This is a genomic window from Collinsella sp. AF31-11, assembly GCF_003475605.1.
Taxonomy (GTDB): Bacteria; Actinomycetota; Coriobacteriia; order Coriobacteriales; family Coriobacteriaceae; genus Collinsella.
This window is the reverse complement of record NZ_QRQS01000014.1, coordinates 14220-32871: the sequence shown is the minus strand read 5'-3', so window position 1 is coordinate 32871 and position 18652 is coordinate 14220. Positions and strand designations below refer to the sequence as shown.

The 18652-nt window shown below is 59.8% G+C and carries 21 protein-coding genes and 1 riboswitch; of the genes, 16 read left to right on the top strand and 5 right to left on the bottom strand.

Features of this window, described 5'->3' with window-relative positions:
• Positions 1 to 51: 51 nt before the first annotated feature.
• The 11 genes from ftsZ to DWZ22_RS09035 all read left to right on the top strand — a co-directional run bounded on the left by ftsZ (position 52) and on the right by DWZ22_RS09035 (position 9335).
• Positions 52 to 1206, top strand: coding sequence for a cell division protein FtsZ (gene ftsZ / locus DWZ22_RS09080; protein ID WP_117734951.1), 1155 nt, complete (start codon positions 52 to 54; stop codon positions 1204 to 1206).
• Between the two features lie 209 nt (positions 1207 to 1415).
• The gene (locus tag DWZ22_RS09075) at positions 1416 to 2216 is read left to right on the top strand and encodes a polyphenol oxidase family protein (RefSeq protein ID WP_117734952.1); all 801 of its coding nucleotides are present in this window, start codon (positions 1416 to 1418) and stop codon (positions 2214 to 2216) included.
• Positions 2213 to 3049, top strand: a complete 837-nt coding sequence (locus DWZ22_RS09070; RefSeq protein ID WP_117734953.1) for a phosphate ABC transporter substrate-binding protein — start codon at positions 2213 to 2215, stop codon at positions 3047 to 3049. Before DWZ22_RS09075 ends, DWZ22_RS09070 begins: the two co-directional genes overlap by 4 nt.
• A 1-nt stretch (position 3050) precedes the next feature.
• On the top strand, positions 3051 to 3977 hold the full coding sequence (gene pstC, locus DWZ22_RS09065) for a phosphate ABC transporter permease subunit PstC (RefSeq protein ID WP_117743761.1): 927 nt from the start codon (positions 3051 to 3053) through the stop codon (positions 3975 to 3977).
• Positions 3978 to 3980: 3 nt separating this feature from the next.
• On the top strand, positions 3981 to 4886 hold the full coding sequence (gene pstA, locus DWZ22_RS10350) for a phosphate ABC transporter permease PstA (RefSeq protein WP_117734955.1): 906 nt from the start codon (positions 3981 to 3983) through the stop codon (positions 4884 to 4886).
• Positions 4887 to 4898: 12 nt separating this feature from the next.
• Positions 4899 to 5702: a phosphate ABC transporter ATP-binding protein PstB gene (gene pstB / locus DWZ22_RS10345; protein WP_117647229.1), complete on the top strand. Its 804-nt coding sequence runs from the start codon at positions 4899 to 4901 to the stop codon at positions 5700 to 5702.
• A 92-nt stretch (positions 5703 to 5794) separates the two neighbouring features.
• A complete protein-coding gene (locus DWZ22_RS09055) occupies positions 5795 to 6652 on the top strand; it encodes a PhoU domain-containing protein (protein WP_118405959.1) in 858 nt (285 codons plus the stop codon).
• Between the two features lie 120 nt (positions 6653 to 6772).
• Complete coding sequence (locus tag DWZ22_RS09050) at positions 6773 to 7510, top strand: YggS family pyridoxal phosphate-dependent enzyme (RefSeq protein ID WP_117734957.1); 738 nt, start codon at positions 6773 to 6775, stop codon at positions 7508 to 7510.
• Positions 7511 to 7570: 60 nt separating this feature from the next.
• Complete coding sequence (locus DWZ22_RS09045) at positions 7571 to 8296, top strand: cell division protein SepF (RefSeq protein WP_117734958.1); 726 nt, start codon at positions 7571 to 7573, stop codon at positions 8294 to 8296.
• A gap of 15 nt (positions 8297 to 8311) precedes the next feature.
• The gene (locus tag DWZ22_RS09040; protein WP_369832059.1) at positions 8312 to 8599 is read left to right on the top strand and encodes a YggT family protein; all 288 of its coding nucleotides are present in this window, start codon (positions 8312 to 8314) and stop codon (positions 8597 to 8599) included.
• Between the two features lie 61 nt (positions 8600 to 8660).
• Complete coding sequence (locus tag DWZ22_RS09035; RefSeq protein ID WP_118405958.1) at positions 8661 to 9335, top strand: DivIVA domain-containing protein; 675 nt, start codon at positions 8661 to 8663, stop codon at positions 9333 to 9335.
• Positions 9336 to 9510: 175 nt separating this feature from the next.
• Here DWZ22_RS09035 and DWZ22_RS09030 read toward each other — a convergent pair whose 3' ends face one another.
• The 3 genes from DWZ22_RS09030 to DWZ22_RS09020 form a co-directional block, all read right to left on the bottom strand.
• Complete coding sequence (locus tag DWZ22_RS09030) at positions 9511 to 10041, bottom strand: nitroreductase family protein (protein ID WP_118405957.1); 531 nt, start codon at positions 10039 to 10041, stop codon at positions 9511 to 9513.
• A gap of 278 nt (positions 10042 to 10319) precedes the next feature.
• Positions 10320 to 10943, bottom strand: a complete 624-nt coding sequence (locus tag DWZ22_RS09025) for a DUF47 domain-containing protein (protein WP_117734961.1) — start codon at positions 10941 to 10943, stop codon at positions 10320 to 10322.
• A gap of 67 nt (positions 10944 to 11010) precedes the next feature.
• Complete coding sequence (locus DWZ22_RS09020; protein ID WP_117734962.1) at positions 11011 to 12060, bottom strand: inorganic phosphate transporter; 1050 nt, start codon at positions 12058 to 12060, stop codon at positions 11011 to 11013.
• A gap of 249 nt (positions 12061 to 12309) precedes the next feature.
• Between DWZ22_RS09020 and DWZ22_RS09015 the strand changes: the two genes are divergently transcribed.
• From DWZ22_RS09015 to DWZ22_RS08995, 5 genes are all read left to right on the top strand, one after another.
• Positions 12310 to 12648: a hypothetical protein gene (locus DWZ22_RS09015; protein WP_147351590.1), complete on the top strand. Its 339-nt coding sequence runs from the start codon at positions 12310 to 12312 to the stop codon at positions 12646 to 12648.
• Positions 12649 to 12730: 82 nt separating this feature from the next.
• Positions 12731 to 13426, top strand: coding sequence for a Bax inhibitor-1 family protein (locus DWZ22_RS09010; RefSeq protein ID WP_118405956.1), 696 nt, complete (start codon positions 12731 to 12733; stop codon positions 13424 to 13426).
• A gap of 137 nt (positions 13427 to 13563) precedes the next feature.
• Positions 13564 to 14694: a TIGR02452 family protein gene (locus DWZ22_RS09005; protein ID WP_118405955.1), complete on the top strand. Its 1131-nt coding sequence runs from the start codon at positions 13564 to 13566 to the stop codon at positions 14692 to 14694.
• Between the two features lie 74 nt (positions 14695 to 14768).
• Positions 14769 to 15428 (top strand): SGNH/GDSL hydrolase family protein, encoded by a 660-nt coding sequence (locus DWZ22_RS09000; RefSeq protein WP_118405954.1) that lies wholly within the window; start codon positions 14769 to 14771, stop codon positions 15426 to 15428.
• A gap of 85 nt (positions 15429 to 15513) precedes the next feature.
• Entirely contained in the window at positions 15514 to 16119 is a 606-nt protein-coding gene (locus DWZ22_RS08995; RefSeq protein ID WP_233505133.1) for a pentapeptide repeat-containing protein, read from the top strand.
• Positions 16120 to 16180: 61 nt separating this feature from the next.
• Here the strand turns inward: DWZ22_RS08995 and thiD are convergent, their stop codons facing one another.
• Positions 16181 to 17011, bottom strand: a complete 831-nt coding sequence (thiD, locus tag DWZ22_RS08990) for a bifunctional hydroxymethylpyrimidine kinase/phosphomethylpyrimidine kinase (protein ID WP_118405953.1) — start codon at positions 17009 to 17011, stop codon at positions 16181 to 16183.
• A 182-nt stretch (positions 17012 to 17193) separates the two neighbouring features.
• Complete coding sequence (thiC, locus tag DWZ22_RS08985; RefSeq protein ID WP_117734969.1) at positions 17194 to 18528, bottom strand: phosphomethylpyrimidine synthase ThiC; 1335 nt, start codon at positions 18526 to 18528, stop codon at positions 17194 to 17196.
• Positions 18520 to 18636, bottom strand: a riboswitch (TPP riboswitch). Its footprint overlaps the gene before it by 9 nt.
• Positions 18637 to 18652: the final 16 nt, after the last annotated feature.

Genomic DNA, 18652 nt, shown 5'->3' with positions numbered 1-18652 from the left:
GCGCAGGGGTCGACCCATGCTATGGCTATAACCTTTGTTCGGAGGACCGACATGCACGAGACAGAGATCAACAACTACCTTGCCGTCATTAAGGTGGTCGGCGTCGGCGGCGGCGGTACCAACGCGGTCAATCGAATGATCGAAGAGGGCATTCGCGGCGTCGAGTTTGTTGCCATCAACACCGATGCTCAGGCACTCGCGATCTCTGATGCCGATATCAAGGTGCACATCGGCACCGACCTTACCCGCGGCCTGGGCGCCGGCGCCAACCCCGAGGTTGGCCGCAAGGCTGCCGATGAGTCCCGCGACGACATTGCCGAGGCGCTCGCTGGCGCCGACATGGTGTTCATCACCTGCGGCGAGGGCGGTGGCACCGGTACCGGTGCTGCTCCCATCGTTGCCGATATCGCGATGAACGAGGTCGGCGCACTGACCGTCGCCGTCGTGACCAAGCCCTTCACCTTCGAGGGCCGCAAGCGCAAGAAGAGCGCCGAGGAGGGCATCAAGACCCTCTCCGATTGCGTCGACACCATGATCGTCATTCCTAACGATAAGCTGCTCGATATCGCCGAGAAGAAGACCACCATGCTCGAGGCCTTCGCGATTGCCGATGGCGTCCTTTCCCAGGGCACCCAGGGCATCACCGACCTCATCACCGTCCCCGGTATCATCAACCTGGACTTCGCCGATGTTAAGACCATCATGAAGCAGGCCGGTACCGCCATGATGGGTATTGGTACCTCTTCTGGGGATACCCGTGCCGTCGACGCTGCCCAGCAGGCCATCTCCAGCCCGCTGCTCGAGAGCTCCATCGATGGCGCCACGCGCGTGCTGCTCTCCATCGCCGGTTCCAAGGATCTGGGCATCCAGGAGATCAGCGACGCCGCCGACGTTGTCGCCAACGCCGTCGACCCCGAGGCCAACATCATCTTCGGTACCGTTGTCGACGAGTCCCTGGGCGATCAGGTGCGTATCACCGTCATCGCTACGGGCTTCTCCGACTCCAACGTCAACCGTCAGGACGAGCTCTTTGCTGCTCAGCAGTCTCAGAGCAAGGTCGCTGCCTCCGCTGAGCCGCAGCGCACCGCTCCTGCCGCCAGCCCGGCTCAGGCCGCTCCGACCCGCAACGTCGGTGGCACCGAGCTTCCTAACTTCGGCAACGATCAGTTCGAGCTTCCCGACTTCCTGAAGCGCGGTAGCTTCTAAGTCGTTCTTTGCATTGTTGTGCACAGGGGCGTGTCCGTATGGATGCGCCCTTTTTATTTCGACTTTGTAAACTAGAACCTCCAATCTCTTTACGTTCCCTTTACGATTGCCTCCAGTGCAGCAGGTATCCTTTTAAGGAAGTATGACAGCCGTATAAACGCGGGCTGTAGCGGCGATGCCGCGTACTTGTGTTATTAGGAGGCTTTAGTATGGCAGCGCGTGCGGACAAAGTTTCGCGTGTCGACCATGATGGAGTTACGTTGGTGGAGGGCGCGACATCCTATGTTCGCTTTGCCTTCACCGAGCGCGTCGGTGGTGTTTCCGAAGATGCGTACTCCTCACTCAACTTGGGCTCGCATGTTGGCGATGATCCCTTTGCTGTTCAAGAAAATCGTCGTCGCGCGCTCGAGGCTATGGGTGCCGCCGAGTGCGAGCACAACCTGCTCGTTCCCAATCAGATCCATGGTGACCATATCGTTGCGGTGACCTCGAACGGCGCCGATGACCTTGAGGACGTTCGCGAGCAGATTGCCGAGGGCTGCGATGCCATCGTCTGTACGGCGCATAACGTGCCCGTGCTGCTCTGCTTTGCCGACTGCGTTCCCGTGGTGCTGGTGGCCCCCGGCGGATTTGCCGTGGTGCACTCCGGTTGGAAGGGCACGATTGCACGTATTTCCGCCAAGGCGTGCCAGGCGCTTTGCGATGCTGCCGGCTGCGATGCGAGCGACGTTTCCGCCTATATCGGTCCCCATATCTTGGGTGACGAATATGAGGTGTCCCAGGAACTCATGGATCGCTTTGCTGCCGAGTTCTCGTGCATCGATGCGAGCATCTCTCGCATGCTCGATCTTTCCGCTGCCATTTGCGAGGCACTGGTAGATGTCGGTGTCGACGCGGATAATATCGTGGATACCCAGCTTTCGACTGTGCGTCAGAACGACCGCTTTTATTCCTACCGTAACGAGAACGGCACCTGTGGGCGCCATGCTGCGATCGGCGTGATGCTATGAGAAAGATCGTATCGGTCCTGAGCGCCGCTGTGCTTACGCTTACGCTGTGCGCCTGTTCTTCGGGATCTTCTACTTCTTCCATTACCGTCGCCGGCTCGACCACCTGCCTACCCATTGCCGAGATTGCGGCCGAGGGCTTTAAGGAAGAGACCGGCATCGACGTACTTGTCTCCGGTCTGGGCTCCTCTGCGGGCATCGAGGCCGTCAGCAACGGCACGGCCGATATCGCCAGCTCATCTCGCGGCCTCAATGCCGACGAGCAGGATCTGGGCCTGACCCCGATTGTGATCGCGCACGACGGCATCGCGGTCATCGTGAACGACGATAACCCGGTCGATAACCTCTCGACCGGGCAGCTCCGCGATATTTACGCCGGCAAGATCACCAACTGGAAGGAAGTCGGCGGAGAGGACCTGAAGATCCAGGTCATCAACCGAGATGAGGCGTCCGGCACGCGTGAGGCCTTTCGCACCATCGTGATGGACGGCACCCCGTTCGATCGTCGCTCGGCCGTTCTTTCGGGCACGGGTCAGGTGCGCGACGTGGTATCTCGTTCGCGCGGTGCCATTGGCTACATTTCGCTGGGCTTCGTCGATAGCCTCAACGCCAAGACCTCGGTCAAGGCCGCCTCGGTCAATCATGTTGAGGCGTCCGAGAAGACGGTCGCGAGCGGCGGCTATCCCATCTCGCGTGACCTGTACTTCTTTGTGAAGGGTGCGCCTTCGCAGCAGGCGCAGGATTACATCGACTACGTGACGTCCGAAAAGATGGACAAGCAGATTCGCGAGGCGGGCTTTATCCCCGTCACCAACGACGAGAAAGGGAGTGAGTAGCATGGAAGCACAGGAAAACTCCCAGACTGAGCAGAATGTTCAGGCGCCCAAGAAGCGCGAGCTGGCGCTCGTATCGCGCAGTACCTATATCAAGGAGAAGGCGCTGCAGTGGATCTTCTTTGCCTGCGCGTTCTTGGCGGTCGTTACCGTCATCCTGATTTTTGTCTTTACCACGTACTCGGCGCTGCCCGTCTTTACCGACATTGGCCTGGCGGACTTCTTCAGCTTTACGTGGGCGCCCTCCGAGGGCCACTACGGCATTATGTCGCTGCTGGCCGGCTCGGGTCTCGTGACTGTCGGTGCGCTCGCCATGGGTGTGCCGCTAGGTGTGGGTACGGCCGTGTATCTGGTCGAGATCGCCAGCAAGCGCGTGCGCAAACTCATCAGCCCCGCCGTCGACCTGCTGGCGGGCATTCCCTCCATCATCTACGGTTTCTTTGGCATGATTATCATCCGTCCGTTTATCGCGCAACTGACCGGCGGTCTTGGTTTTGGTGCGCTGACGGCGTGGTTCGTGCTTGCTATCATGATCGTCCCTACCATCACCACGCTCACCATCGATGCTCTCAATTCCATTCCCATGGGCATTCGCGAGGCATCGTATGCCATGGGCGCCACCAAGTGGCAGACCATCTATAAGGTCGTGCTACCTGCCGCCAAGCTGGGTATCGTGGATGCCATCGTGCTGGGTATGGGCCGTGCCATCGGTGAGACCATGGCCGTGCTCATGGTCGTGGGTAACGCTCCGGTTATTCCCGACAGCATTGCGAGCCCCATCTCGACGCTCACGAGCCAGATCGCGCTCGACATGAGCTATTCCTCGGGTCTGCACCGCTCGGCGCTGTTCGGCATGGGTGTGGTCCTGTTTATCATCTCCGCCGCGCTGGTGGGCATCGTCCGTCTGATTTCCAAGAAGAAGAGGGGGTAGGCTATGTCCGATTCCGTTGACACGACGGTCGATGCGACCTCGTCGCGCGAGCGCATCAAGCGTGCCCTTTCCCACGGCAAGAAGGGCCGCATCAACAAAGACCTGTCCAATAAGATCATGCTTGGCGTGTTCCGTGCCGCAGCATACATCACCACGCTGGTGCTGGTCGCTATCATCGCCTACGTGGTCATTAACGGTCTGCCGCATATCTCGTTCGACTTTATCTTCGGTTGGCCCCAGGGCGTCAACGCCGAGGGCGGCATTTGGCCCACGATCGTCTCGACCGTCTACGTGACGGCGCTCGCCATGCTTATCTGCACGCCGATCGCTGTGCTGGCAGCCGTCTATCTGGCCGAGTACGCCAAGCAGGGCAAGGTCGTCGAGCTCATACGCTACGCTGCTGACGCTTTGGCGTCGGTGCCCTCCATCGTTATGGGCCTGTTTGGCTACGCCTTGTTTGTCGAGGCCATGGGCCTGGGCCTTTCGATGGTCTCTGCCGCTCTGGCGCTGGCGCTTCTGATGCTGCCTATCGTCATGCGCACCACCGAAGAGGCCATTCGCGCCGTTCCGCGCTATATCCGTTGGGGCGCGTACGGCTTGGGCGCCACCAAGTGGCAGGTCGTCTCCAAGATCGTACTTCCTTCGGCCTTTGGTCGCATTGCCACCGGCATCGTCCTTGCCATCGGCCGCGCCATCGGCGAGACCGCCGTGGTGCTCTACACCATGGGCCAGGCCATCAATCTACCTATTTCGCCGCTCGATTCCGGCCGCCCCATGACGGTTCACCTGTACCTGCTTGCCAACGACGGCATCAACATGAACGCGGCCTACGGCACCGCGCTTTTGCTGATGGCGATTATTCTGGCCTTCAACCTGTTTGCGCGCTACCTGTCGCGCAAACGCCGCTAATTAAGGAGTCCCATGTCCGTCTATCAGTCCGCTCCCACGCCGGAGCAAGCAGCCATCACGGCCAAGGATTTCAACTTTTGGTACGGTGACTTTCATGCGCTGACGGGGCTCGACCTCAACATCGCAAAAAACGCCATCACCGCCTTCATTGGCCCTTCAGGCTGCGGCAAGTCAACGTTTTTGCGTTGCATCAACCGTATGAATGACCTTATCGAGGGTACCCGCGTCGAGGGTACCATGACGCTCGACGGCAATGATATCTATGCCGAGGGTGTCGACCCGGTCGACCTCCGTCGTCGCGTGGGCATGATCTTTCAGCAGCCCAACCCGTTTCCCAAATCCATCTACGAGAATGTCGCCTTTGGCCCTCGTCTGCAGGGCGTGACTAGCAAAAGCGACCTCGATGACATCGTGGAAGAATCGCTCAAGCGCGCCAACCTCTGGAAAGAGGTATCCAATCAGCTCAACAAGGATGGTTTGGCGCTCTCGGGCGGTCAGCAGCAGCGTCTGTGCATCGCCCGCGTGCTTGCGGTGCAACCCGATGTCCTTCTGATGGACGAGCCCTGCTCCGCCATCGACCCCACGTCCGTCTCTAAGGTCGAGGATCTGATGGCCGAGCTGGCGCCCGAGATGACGATTATCATCGTCACGCATTCTATGCAGCAGGCAGCTCGTATCAGCGACTACACCGCATTCTTCTTGCAGGAAGTTGCCGGCGAGCCCGCCACGCTCATCGAGTATGGTCAAACCGACGCGATCTTCACCAGCCCGGTGGACTCGCGTACGGAAGACTATATCACCGGCCGCTTTGGCTGATCGGTGCGACTAGTCCCAAGCCGATCGGACCTGGTCCGGTGCGTATTCACTGTGCGGGCGGCATGACCGCACCCAACTGATTGGAGTGAACCATGCGCAAACTGTTTTCCCGTCAGCTCATCGAGGCCCGTCACGAGATGCTGAGCATCTATGAGGCCGTCGATCTGGCCCTCCACGATGCCGTAAAGGCCTATGTGACCGACGACCGCAAGCTCGCCACCAAGACCAAGAAGCGCACGCTTTCGATTGACGCACGCTGCGCCAACCTGGAGGCCGTCTGCTACAACCTGATTGCCACGCAGTCACCGGTCGCCTCCGACTTCCGCCTGCTTCAGACGATCATCTATGTTGACTTTAACCTGCAGCGCACGACCGATAAGGTCCGTCAGATTTGCCGCGCCACGCGTCATATGATCAAGGCCGACATCTCGCTGCCCAAGGAGCTTGTCGGCACGGTCGAGGCCGAGGCTGAGGCCGTCTACCAGGTGCTGGGCTCTTCGCTTTCTGCGCTTGTCACCGATGACATGTCCATCATCTGCAACCTGGCCGTCGAGGACGAGCCAGTGCACGCTGCCTACGAGAAGTTCTTCCGCACCTTTAACCGTATGGATACGGGCGACTTTATGGACGACGACAGCAACTATGACGACCTGCGTCGCGCCATCATGGTTTCACGCTACCTCGATCGCATCGCTTCGATTTCCATCGATGCCGCTTGCCGTCTGACCTTCCTGTTGACTGGTCAGCGTATGAACGCCGGCGATATCGCCCGCACTGATGAGGATGAGCTCGAGAGCATGCGCGTGCCTTCGGGCGAGGGTGTTATCATGAGGCCCGCCGTCGATGCTCGCTACGTTGCCAAGGTGCCTGCTAACGAGGTTAGCGAGGGCCTGCGCTACCTGCTGGATCATCTTGAGGATGAAGACGATGGCGAGGACGACGAGGAGTAGGGTAGCTCCGCTCGTTGAGAGATTGTAAATACCTGAGGGAGCGCGGCCTTGCGGATGCGGGGCCGCGCTCTTGCGTTAGCATGGGACTACTTGTTGTGCTGTCTGCGGAGGCGATTTGCCATGGATAACTATTTAGACTTGATGCGCGCTCGCCGCGAGCAGATACTCGAGCGCTTTTATGCCGCGCTCGATCGCGCTGGGAGGCCCCACGATGCCGCGCGTTTGATTGCCGTGTCCAAGACCGTCGGCGTTGACGAGACCATCGCTGCCATTCGGGCGGGGTATCGCCATTTTGCCGAGAACCGCCCGCAAGAGCTCGTCCGCAAGCTTACGGGTCTGGCGGAGCATCCGGAGCTGCCCGAGGTGCGTTTCGATATGATCGGCAACCTGCAGACCAATAAGATCAATGCGGTGCTGGGCTCAGCCGAGCTAATCCATTCGGTGGGGTCGCTTCATCTGGCGCAGGCTATCTCGAGCCGTGCGACTCGTAAGATCGAAGCGGGCGAGCTGGTTGCTCCCCAGCAGGTGCTGATTGAGGTCAACGTGAGCGGCGAGGAGTCCAAGGGCGGTTTTTCGCCCGATGAGATTCGCGCCGCCGCGGGTGAGCTTGCAGAGCTTGAGGGAATTTGCGTGCAGGGGCTTATGACTATGGCGCCCCGGGGGAATAAGGATGTGGCACGCCGCACCTTTGCGGGGCTTCGTGAGCTGAGGGATGAGCTGGAGGCAGCGCATCCCGATTTGAACCTGCCTGAGCTTTCCTGCGGCATGAGCGAGGACTTTGAGCCTGCCCTTGAGGAGGGCTCTACGCTCGTTCGCCTGGGCAGGGTAGTATTTAGCCCGGAGTTTGCAGTAAAATAGGGCTCTGAAGTGCGCACTGGTTTACAGAGCGCCTGCACTAAACCGTGAGAGGACACAACCATGGGCTTCCTTGACGAGATTAAAAATAAGATGCACCTGGGCGGCCAGCAGGGTTACGACCAGGGCTATAGCCAGGATGACGACTACGGCTACGATGACGGCTACGACGACGGCTATCAGGGCGGCGGCTACAGTGGTGCTTCGGGCGAGGGCTTCTATACCCAGGACGAGCCGAGCAACGGCTTGCTGGGCCAGACGCGCCGCGGTGAAGCTGAGTCGGTTGCCGTGTATACGCGCTCCGGTCAGCTGGTCGGCGATGACTCGCGTCATGCAACGACGTACAATCCGCCGTCGCGTTCTCAGGATACGGTCACCGGTGGCTATCGTCCCGGCGCCTACGACACGCCGTCGAGCTATGCCGAGAGCGCCCGTGCTCGCGCCGCGGCGCCTGCGCCCGCCCCTGCGCCGAGCGACGCCTCGGCCTATGCGAGCAACATCATCAACGCCACGCCGCAGCTGCCTGCCTATGTCCTGCGTCCCGAGAGCTATGATGACGTTGAGACCGTTGTCCGTCGTGTGCGTACCAAACAGCCCGTCGCGCTGATTTTTGTCGGCGTTCGCACCGAGGTCGCCAAGCGTGTCCTGGACTTTAGCTATGGCTTTGCCTGTGGCCTGGGCGCTACGGTCAAAGAAGTGGGCGATCGCGTGTTCATGGTGCTGCCCGCCGGCTGCGAGGTCAAGGATTCGGACCTCAAGAAGCTTCGTGCCGACGGCTATCTTAAGTAAACCCAAGACGAGGAGATTCTCATCAACATCTACACCATTGTCCAGCTGGTCAACACGCTGTTCAACTTCTACTCCACGCTCATCGTGGTCTATTGCTTTATGACGTGGATTCCCATGAAGCAGGGCGGCCTGCTGCAGGATATCGCTGCAGTGCTCGATAGCGTCTGCGGCCCGTGGCTCAACCTCTTTCGTCGGTTTATCCCGCCGATGGGCGGCGTTGATTTTTCGCCGGTCGTTGCGATTATTGCGTTGCAGTTGGTGCAGAGACTGGTTCTGCAGCTTCTTATAGGTATACTCGTATAGAACTGACTTAGTAACTTACGTCGGGCGTGTAGCGCCGAGGCGATGAAAAAGGAGACTTGTTATGGCTATTACCCCTGCAGACATCCAGGCTCAGACTTTCTCTGAGGCCAAGCGTGGCTACGATCCTGCCGAGGTCGACGTCTTCTTGGAGACGCTGTCTTCCGAGGTTGACGCTATGCTCGCTAAGATCGTCGACCTTAAGGGCCGTCTGACTGCTACTGAGCAGCAGCTTACCGATGCACAGGCCCAACTTGCCCAGGCTCAGGATACCGCCGCCCAGGCCGCCCCTGCCGCCCCCGTGGCCGCTCCCGCCCCTGACTTCTCCGCTCAGGAGCGCCAGATTTCCGCTGCCCTGATCGCTGCTCAGCAGACCGCTGAGACCATCGTCAACGATGCCAATGAGAACGCTGAGCGTATCCGCAACGAGGCTGACGCCAAGGCCCGCGAGGTTATCCGCCAGGCTCTGACCGAGAAGCAGGCCGAGCTCGAGGAAATCGACCGTCTGAAGGCTTCCCGCGAGGAGTTCAAGGCCGAGTACCTCAAGCTCATCCAGCACTTTATGGACGACGCCCAGAACTCCTTCCCGGCCGACCTCATGGCCTCCACGCCAGTTGGTTCTGCCGCTTCTCCTGCGGTGACTGTTCCCGCCGAGCCGCTGCCCGTCGCCGATCCGGTTGTCCCCGTGGCCGATCCCTTCGCCCCGATCGACAACTTCGCTGCCGACGACCTGGACTAACATTAGGCCTACAATTTAGTGCCTAGAAAGGACCCGCAGCTTGCGGGTCCTTTTTTATGACTGTGCAGGGTGTGCAGGGGTGCGCAACATAAAAAACCGAGCCCTGCACATAGTGGCGCAGAACTCGGCGAACGGGTGAGCGGTCAAGGGTAGGTTTGCGGCATGTCCCAAAAATCTACTTGAGGAGGAAGTCGGAGAGGGGAATGGTGCGGGCCTCTCGATGCTCGGGGTCGGTGATATGGTCGGCAGGATAGCCACAGACGAGCATGTGATAGGGATAGACACCCTCGGGCAGGTCGAACTGCTCACGGGCCACCTCAGGCTTAAAATGGCACACCCAGCACGTTCCCAGGCCCTGCTCGGTGGCCTCCATCATCATCTGATCACACACGATGGACGTATCGATTTCACTGGAATTCATCTGATCATACGGGCGCACCCAAGCATCATCGGTAACGCTGCAAATGAGGAAGACAAGCGGAGCCCCAAAGATAGACCCATCACGAGCAAACCGAGGCTGACAAGCAGCAGCCTTCTCCAACAGCTCGGGCGTATCCAGCACCATCACACGAGAAGGATGATTATTACAAGCAGAAGGAGCAATCCGTCCAGCTTCAACAACAGCATCCACCACCGACTGCTCCACAGCCCGATCCTCAAAAGAACGACAAGAATACCGACCACGAGCCAAATCCAAATAACCCATAACCAAGCCCTCCAAAGTCAACGAATCGATCCAAAGCAAAATAAAGGGTACCCAAAGCACCATCCAGCCAAACGTTTGAGGCGGTCCCAAAGTTCCCAACCGGGCCCAAAGGCCCTGCTAACAAAAGCCCCATCGCTTTCAAAGTATCAGCCAAAGTTCCAATGGAGGTGCGTAAGGCGAAGGGCCGGCCACGGTTTACTTTCGAACGACTCTGCAAAGCAGCCGGAGTGAGAAAGCAAACCGTGGCCGGCCCTTCGCCGCCGGGACACGTACCCCAATTAACTGTTCTTCATGACAATCGAATCCACGACATCGGCCACATTCTCACAGCAGTCGGCGCAGTACTCCAGGAAGGCATATACGTCACGCCAGGCGATGACCTCGAGCGGGTCCTTGCCGTTGACGTGCAGGTTGCGCATGGCGTTGATGTAGAGCTCGTCGGCCTCGGACTCGATGGTGTTGATCTGGATGACCAGTTCGCGCAGCGTTTTGGACTTGCGGTAGTTGGGCAGCTCGACCATCAGGTCCTTCATGGCGCGGCAAGCGTCGGTCACCTTGTGGGCGATGACGATGGCGTCGGGATGGATGCTCTGAATGTTGGTGAAGTAGACGCGCTGCACGACGCCCTCGATGCGGTCGAGCACGGTGTCGAGTGAGCAGCTCATCAGGTTCAGATCCTCGCGCTCGAGCGGGGTGATAAAGGCGGTGAGCAGGGCGTCTTCAAGCTCGTGGTGCTTCTTGTCTGCCGCATGCTCAATGGCATGCATCTCCTCGAGCATATCGTGAATCTTCGCGGGATCGAAGTTCTCAAAAATCTGGGTAAGCAGCTCGGCGGCCTGGACGGCGAGGTCGGCGCAGGCGACGTAGTTGTCAAAGTAGAACGAATTGGGTTTCTTTGCCATGGGTGGGTCCTTTCGAGGCGAAGACGGGTAGGCGAAGTGTTGCGGTCCGGATGGACACTCGGTTTGACTAGAGGAACATCATGAACAGCTTGGCCATGAAAAAGCTGATGAGTCCGCAAGCGGGGAAGGTGAAGAACCAGGTGAACATCATGTCCTTGACGACGCCGAAGTTGATGGCTGAGAGGCGCTTGACGGCGCCGACGCCCATGATGGCGCAGGTTTTGATGTGCGTGGATGACACGGGGATGCCGGTAAGGGTGGCAAGTAGCAGGTTCGCGGCGCCCGCGAGGTCGGCAGAGAAACCCTGATACTTCTCGAGCTTAACCATGCTCTGGCCGACGGACTTGATGATGCGCTCGCCGCCCACGCTGGTGCCGATACCCATAGTGGCCGAGCACAGCAGCATAATCCAGATGGGGATGCCGGCATCGCCGACGCTCGTCTGGCCGTTGGCGAAGGCCACGCCTAAAAAGAGCACGCCGATGAACTTCTGTCCATCCTGCGCGCCGTGCATGAAGCTCATGGCCGCGGCACTCGCGATCTGAGCGTATTTAAAGAAGACGTTGGCACGTCGCCTGTTGGCGGCGGCAAAAAGAATCGAGACGAGCTTGCACAGGACCCAGCCCATGACAAAGCCCAGGCCGATGGAGAGCGCCAAGCCGTAGATGACCTTCATCCACTCGTGGACGTTGACGCTGCTCGCGCCGCCGAGGGCGATAGCGGCACCGGTCAGGCCGGCGATAAGGCTGTGGCTTTGCGAGGTGGGGATGCCAAAACGCGACGCTGTGGCGCCGTAGACGACGATGGAGAACAGCGCCGCGCACAGGCACGCGAGCGCCATGGTGCTATTTCCGCCAAAGTCGACGATATGTGAGATGGTGTTGGCGACGCTCGCGTTAAAGTGCGTCATGATGAGCACACCGAGGAAGTTGAATGCGGCGCTCATGAGAATGGCAGCGCGGGCGGGCATGCAACGCGTAGTGACGCAGGTCGCGATGGCGTTGGGCGCGTCGGTCCATCCGTTGACGAAGATGGCGCCGAGCGCGAGAATCACGGTGACGGCAAGGACTGGGTTCGACACAAGTTGGCCGAGGAAGGTTGAGAACGTTACGTCCATATATGGGCTTTCTCGAAGTTTGCAGAAACGTTACAAAAACATGATAAATCGTATCACCTCCTGCGGGTTTCTTTACCGAGTTCTGATGGGAGAAGTGAATTTTTGGGTACTAAAATTGAATATTAGCCCTGTTGACCTCCGGTGTTCTTTTTGCTAACACGTCGTGCGGACATGCGCATGCGGTCCGACACGCCAAAACCACAGCCTGTTCGCTTTACAATATGCAAACATGCGTTCGATAATAGGGGCATGGAATATCGACAGACAGATGGCAAAACTCGGCGCGTGCACAAGCAGTATGTGGACGTCGTGGCTCGCATCCTCGCGGGCGGACAAGTCGTGCCGGTCACCGTCTGCTGGGTTGACGGTCGCTGCTTTACGATTGACGAGATTGTCTCGACCACTGGGTTTGGCCTGACGGTTCACGGCATTCGTACGGCAACCTATAAGGTTCGTTTTGGCGGTCATGCGACCGAGTTGTATCTGGAGGACCAGGCGCGCGAACGGCCGGACGGCTTGCAGACCCACGTGATGCGTTGGTGGGTCTGGGCGTTTGATTGCACGCTCGAGGGTGGGCGCCGCAGGTAAAACGTGTGGCATTTGGGTACAATGGCAGAAATCTTGTCGCTTAAGGCGCTGCTGTCGCGGCGCTATCTGAAAGGACGAAAGCATGAATGATATCCAGGGCTATCAGAACGGCCCCATCGAGACCGGTGCAAGCCGTGCCAAGGAGATGTCGCCGCGTGCGTACAACCTTGTCATGTCCGCCCTGATCTTTTTGGGCTTTTGCGCCATGGGTGCCGGCGCCTACTTTACGAGCACCATGGCGTTTGCCCGCATGATGATGAGTGGCGCCGCTTTGCCGCTGGTCTTTGGCTCGTTTATTTTGACCATCGTCGGCATTGTCATGATGTCGGCTGCCGCGGGCAAGCAGTCTGTGGGCCTGTCGCTCACGGGTTACGTGATCTTTGCGAGCACCTTTGGCCTGACCGCGTCGTTTGGCCTTGCCAACTACGACCTGCCCACCATCAACACCGCCTTTATCGCCACCGCCGCCATTACCTTTGTCTTTGGCGCGCTGGGCGTGACCTTCCCCAAGTTCTTCCAGCGTGTGTATGGCATCGGATTTGGTATTCTGCTTGCCACCATTTTGGTCGAGATCGTGCTGATGTTTATGGGTGTTTCGCAGTCTATTACCGACCTGATCGTAATCGTGGTGTTCGCCGGTTTTATTGGCTATGACACCTATGTGGCCACGACGGTGCCGCCCACGCTGCCCAACGCCGTGCTCATGGCGTCCAACCTGTTCGTGGATATCATCAACGTGTTCCTGCGCATCCTGAATATCCTTGGTCGTCGCGACTAGCGGCGAGTTGCAGCGGTGCTTGCCGCGCGCGTAAATCAATGCGAAAGGCGGTCCTTCGGGGCCGTCTTTTTTGTACGCGGCGGGGTATCATGGATGGGAAAAGCCGATAACGGCAGCGACAGGAAAGGTGACCACTTATGGCAGACGTCGACAACAGGAACCGTAACCGCAGGACCGGCCGCGCAGGGCAGCCCAACCCCAAGCGCGAGGCCCGTGCCAAGGCCGCCGAGCGTCACGTGGCAACTGTGTCCGAGGCGTGTGCCAAGGATATCGAGCGCTCGCTTGCCGGCGTGCGCGAATTCGACGGTATGCCTGCCGGTTTTGTCGCGGCGATGAAGGCCAAGGCCCAGGCGGCTGCGGCTGCCGAGGAGCAGGTTGCCGAGGAGTCTGAGTCCGCCGAGGTCGAGGCCGCTGAGGCTGCGTCCGTCGAGACCGAGGTCACGGACGATTCTGCGCCTGCCGAGGAACCCGCAGAGACCGAGTCCGCGCCTGCCGAGGAGCCCGCTCCGACTCTGCCCGAGGTCACCGTGCTTGATGCCTCCGCCACGCAGGCCATTCTGGACAACGGCCGTGGCTATGCGCAGTTCTGCGACATGGCAGTGCTCGCCTTTGCCTCGTTCACCAACCCGGGTGGCGGCTACATCCAGGGCTATCTGGGCCAGGAGGCTACGCTCTGCGCCGATTCGTATCTGTACAACGTGCTCGACAAGCAGCGCAAGTGGTACGGCGAGAACCGTCGCCGCAATATCAACTGCGAGCTCTACCGCAACCGTGCGCTGGTAGTGCCTGCGGTGCGTTTTGACCGCAACCACGTGCATGCGTATGCCGATGTGATCGTGGCCGCCGCGCCCAATGCCAAGCGCGCACGCCAGGAGTACCGCGTGAGCGACGATGCGCTGCTGGACGCGCTGCGCGACCGTATCCGCTTTGTGCTCGCCATCTGCGACGAGCTGGGTCGCGAGAAGCTCGTGCTGGGCGCATGGGGCTGCGACAACAACGGCTTTGACGCCGAGGCCGTGGCTGAGCTCTTCCGTAAGGAGCTCGCATCGGGCGACTTCAAGGTCAAGCAGGTCTTCTTTGCTGTGCCCTCTACGCGCTGGGACGAGGACTTCGCCAAGTTCGAGCACGTGTTGGCAAACTTCCCCGAGCGCAACGAGGAGTCCTATGCCCAGGTTGCCGCCCGCGCTGCGGCCGCCCGTGCCGCCGAGCAGGCTCGGGCCGCTGCCGAGGACGATGAGGATGACGACGACTGGCGCAAATACTTGTAAACTGTGCGCGTGATGCGACATGCCGAGCCGACGGGGGCTGCTCCCGTCGGTTTTTATTGAGTGGGGAACTTACGATGAAAAACGTTCTATGCTTTGGCGACAGCAACACCTATGGTTACGATCCGGCTGGTATGCGCGACGGCACCGCGGTGCGCTATGCGCAGGATGTGCGCTGGTGCGGCGTGGCGCAGCGTGACCTGGGCGAGGGCTGGCATGTGATTGAGGAGGGGCTCAACGGCCGCACGACGGTGCGCGACGATATGTGCCACCTGGACACTAACCTCAACGGCATTCGCGCGCTTCCGATGCTGCTCGAGGCCCATAAGCCGCTGGACGCCATTGTGATCATGCTGGGCACCAACGACTGTAAGACGGTCTTTAACGTGACGGCTTCCGATATAGCCCGTGGCGCCATGGCGCTGATTCGCGCCGTCCGCGCGTTTTCGTGGACCGACGCTGCGCCTTGTCCGCGCATTCTGCTGATGGCTCCCATCAAGATCAAGCCGCAAATCGCCGATGTGTATATGACCGATTTTGACGAGCATTCCGTCGAGGCCTCGGAGCATTTTGCCGAGTACTACGCGCACGTAGCCGAGCAGTTTGGCTGCGACTTTTTGAATGCAGCGGAGTTTGCCGAGCCGGGCGATATCGACTATCTGCATATGATGCCCGAAAGCCACGAGAGCTTGGGACATGCCGTGGCAGCCAAGCTCCAAGAGATGCTCGGTGAGTAGCGCAGCCCCAAACCACCACAAAGGGGACAGGCACTTTTGTGGTGGTTTTGCCCGGGTAAACGAGCGGCTTGGCTGCCACATGGGCATGGATGAGCTCATTGACCTGTTTGCCGAGGGGGATGAGCTTGTCTCAAATACCGCTTTTGAGGAGCTGGAGCTCGCCTATGACGTGGCGAACGGTGCGACCTTTGACGGCATCGTGTTCCGCTCCTGCGTATTCGATGGCGTCGATTGGAGTGGTTCGACGTTTCGTGACGTCGTATTTCGCGGTTGTCGCTTTATCCGCTGCAATATGGAAGGCTGCTGGCTCAACCGATGCGACTTTGTTGATTGCTCGGCGCCGGGGCTCAACTTGGTCAAGGCGCGCCTGTCGAACGTTTCGTTTGCATCATGCGACCTGAGCTACGCGAACCTTTCGGAGGGACGCATTGGCCCCATCACGGCGTGCGATGTGCGCCTGACCGAGGCGGCGCTCCAGGGGGCCAAGTTGGGGCAGCTGCGCCTGGATAGCTGCGACCTGACGCGAGTTGATGTGTTCAAGACACCGCTATGTGGTGTTGATGTATCGCGCTGCACGTTTGAGGCTCCCGTTGTTTCGGGTGACTACCGTGAGTTGCGTGGCCTGACAGTCAATGCCGAACAAGCGCTCGCACTTTCGGGCTTGCTCGGCATCCAACTCGCAGACGATTAAGTGTTAAAAGAAAAACCACCACAAAGGTGCCTGTCCCCTTTGTGGTGGTTTTGCTGCAGGGCTAGTAATTCCACATATGGTTGACGGGGCCGGAACCTTTGCCCATGTCAAAGCCAGCGGCGAGGGCGCCCGTTAGGTAGGCCTTGCCGGCGTTGACGGCGTCGGCAAGATCCATGCCCTGTGCCAGCGCGCAGGCGATGGCGGACGAGAGCGTGCAGCCGGTGCCATGCGTGTTGCCGGTCTCGATGCGCTTGTGACGGAACCACGTGGTGAGCGGATCGCCCAGGTGGTTGCCCTCGTCATCGAGCGGCGCGGGCTCCGCCAGCACGTCGTTGGCCTCGTTGACAAGATGTCCGCCTTTAACCAAAGACGCGCATCCAAAGCGGCGGGTGAGGAGCATGGCGGCATTTTGCTGCGTGCGCTCGGAATCGACCTCGTAGTCGAGCAGTGCCATGGCCTCGGGGATATTGGGCGTGATGACGGTCGCCAACGGGAACAGGCGACGCGTGAGCGCCTCGGCCGCATCCTCGGCAATGAGGCGAGCGCCCGAGGTGGCTACCATGACGGGGTCCACGACCACGTTCGTTGCGTTCCAGGAGCTCAAGCGGTCGGCGATGACTTCGATAATCTCGACAGAAGAAACCATGCCGATCTTGACGGCGCTCGGGCGGATGTCGTCAAAGACGGCGTCGATCTGCGCGGCGACGATATCTGGCGAGATATTCTGCACGGCGGTGATGCCCAGGGTGTTTTGCGCCGTGATGGCGGTTATGGCCGTCTCGGCATACAGACGGTGCGCCGTAATGGTCTTGATGTCGGCTTGAATGCCGGCGCCACCGCTGGAATCGGATCCTGCGATGGACAGGACGGCAGGTACCTTGCTGCGATCCATGTTCGCTCCCTTGTTCGGTCGGAATCAAATGGGTCTTTAAGCCAGCATTATAAAGATGCCCGGGCCGACTCTATGTCGAACCCGGGCGGGCGATGCAATCTTTACGCAAATGTAAGCAAATGTTCACACGTCAACAATTGACAGGTACCAGCTCGCCGCCAGAAGCGGCCGCGGCGACAGGGTTAGTCCTCCATGCCGAGATCGATTGTCGTGCCCTCGAACACCTTGTTGACAGTGCGAACGGCGCACATCTTGCCGCACATGGTGCAGGTGCCCTCGGTGGCGGCGGGGGATTCCTCGTAGCGCTTCTTGCCGGTGACCGGGTCGAGGGCGCACTTCCACATGGCGTCCCAGTCGAGCTTGCGGCGTGCCTGACCCATCCTGTCGTCCATGTCACGGGCGTGCGGTACCTTCTTGGCGATGTCGGCGGCGTGTGCGGCAATCTTGGTGGCCATGAGGCCATCGAGCACATCCTGAGCGTTGGGCAGGCACAGGTGCTCGGCCGGCGTCACGTAGCACAAAAAGTCGGCACCCGAGCTCGCGGAGATGGCGCCACCAATGGCGGCGGTGATGTGGTCGTAGCCCACGCCGATATCGGTCACCAGCGGCCCCAGCACATAGAACGGGGCGTTGTGGCACAGGCGCTTCTGCAGCTTCATGTTGGCAGCGATCTCATCGAGCGCCATGTGGCCCGGGCCCTCGACCATGACCTGGACGCCGGCGGCCCAGGCGCGCTTGCACAGCTTGCCCAGCTCGATCATCTCGGCGGTCTCGGTTGCGTCGTTGGAGTCGTAGAGACAGCCCGGGCGGCAGGAGTCGCCGAGCGAGATCGTCACGTCGTATTCGTGGCAGATCTCGAGCACCTCGTCGTAGAACTCGTAGAAGGGGTTCTCGTTACCGGTGACCTCCATCCAACCAAACAGCAGCGAGCCGCCGCGGCTGACGATGTTCATGAGGCGGCCAGTCTCCTTAAAGGTCTTGATGACCGACTTGTTGATGCCGCAGTGGATGGTCATAAAGTCCACGCCGTCCTCGGCATGCGCGCGCACGACCTCGAGCAGATCGTCCTTGGTCAGCTTGACCAGCGGCTTTTCCATGTAGCCGATGGCATCGTACATCGGCACCGTGCCCACCATGAGCGGTGTCTCGTCGATGAGCTGCTGGCGGAACTGGCGCGTCTTGCCCGAGTTGGAGAGGTCCATGATGGCGTCGGCGCCAAAGTCCTCGGCGATCTTGACCTTCTTCCACTCCTCGGCGGCATCGGCCTTATCGCCCGAGATGCCCAGGTTGACGTTGACCTTGGTGGACAGGCCCTCACCGACGCCAAAGGCACGCATGCCTTTTTTGATATGCACGATGTTGGCGGGGATGGCGATGCGGCCGTCGGCCACGCGCTCGCGGATGTACTCGGGGTCGCGATGCTCGCGCTCGGCGACTTCTTTCATCTGCGGCGTGATTTGCCCGGCGCGGGCGAAGTCGATTTGCGTGACGAGCTTGGGCTCGGTCTGTGTGCTCATTGGCACGGCTCCCTTCGTTGGCATTACCCATATCAGGTTTGCGGGTCAGGGCGGGCGCGCCCAATCTCAGCCTGCCGTCTTGTCCTGCAAGCTCCCCGTTATGTCATGGGCTCAAGTATAGCCT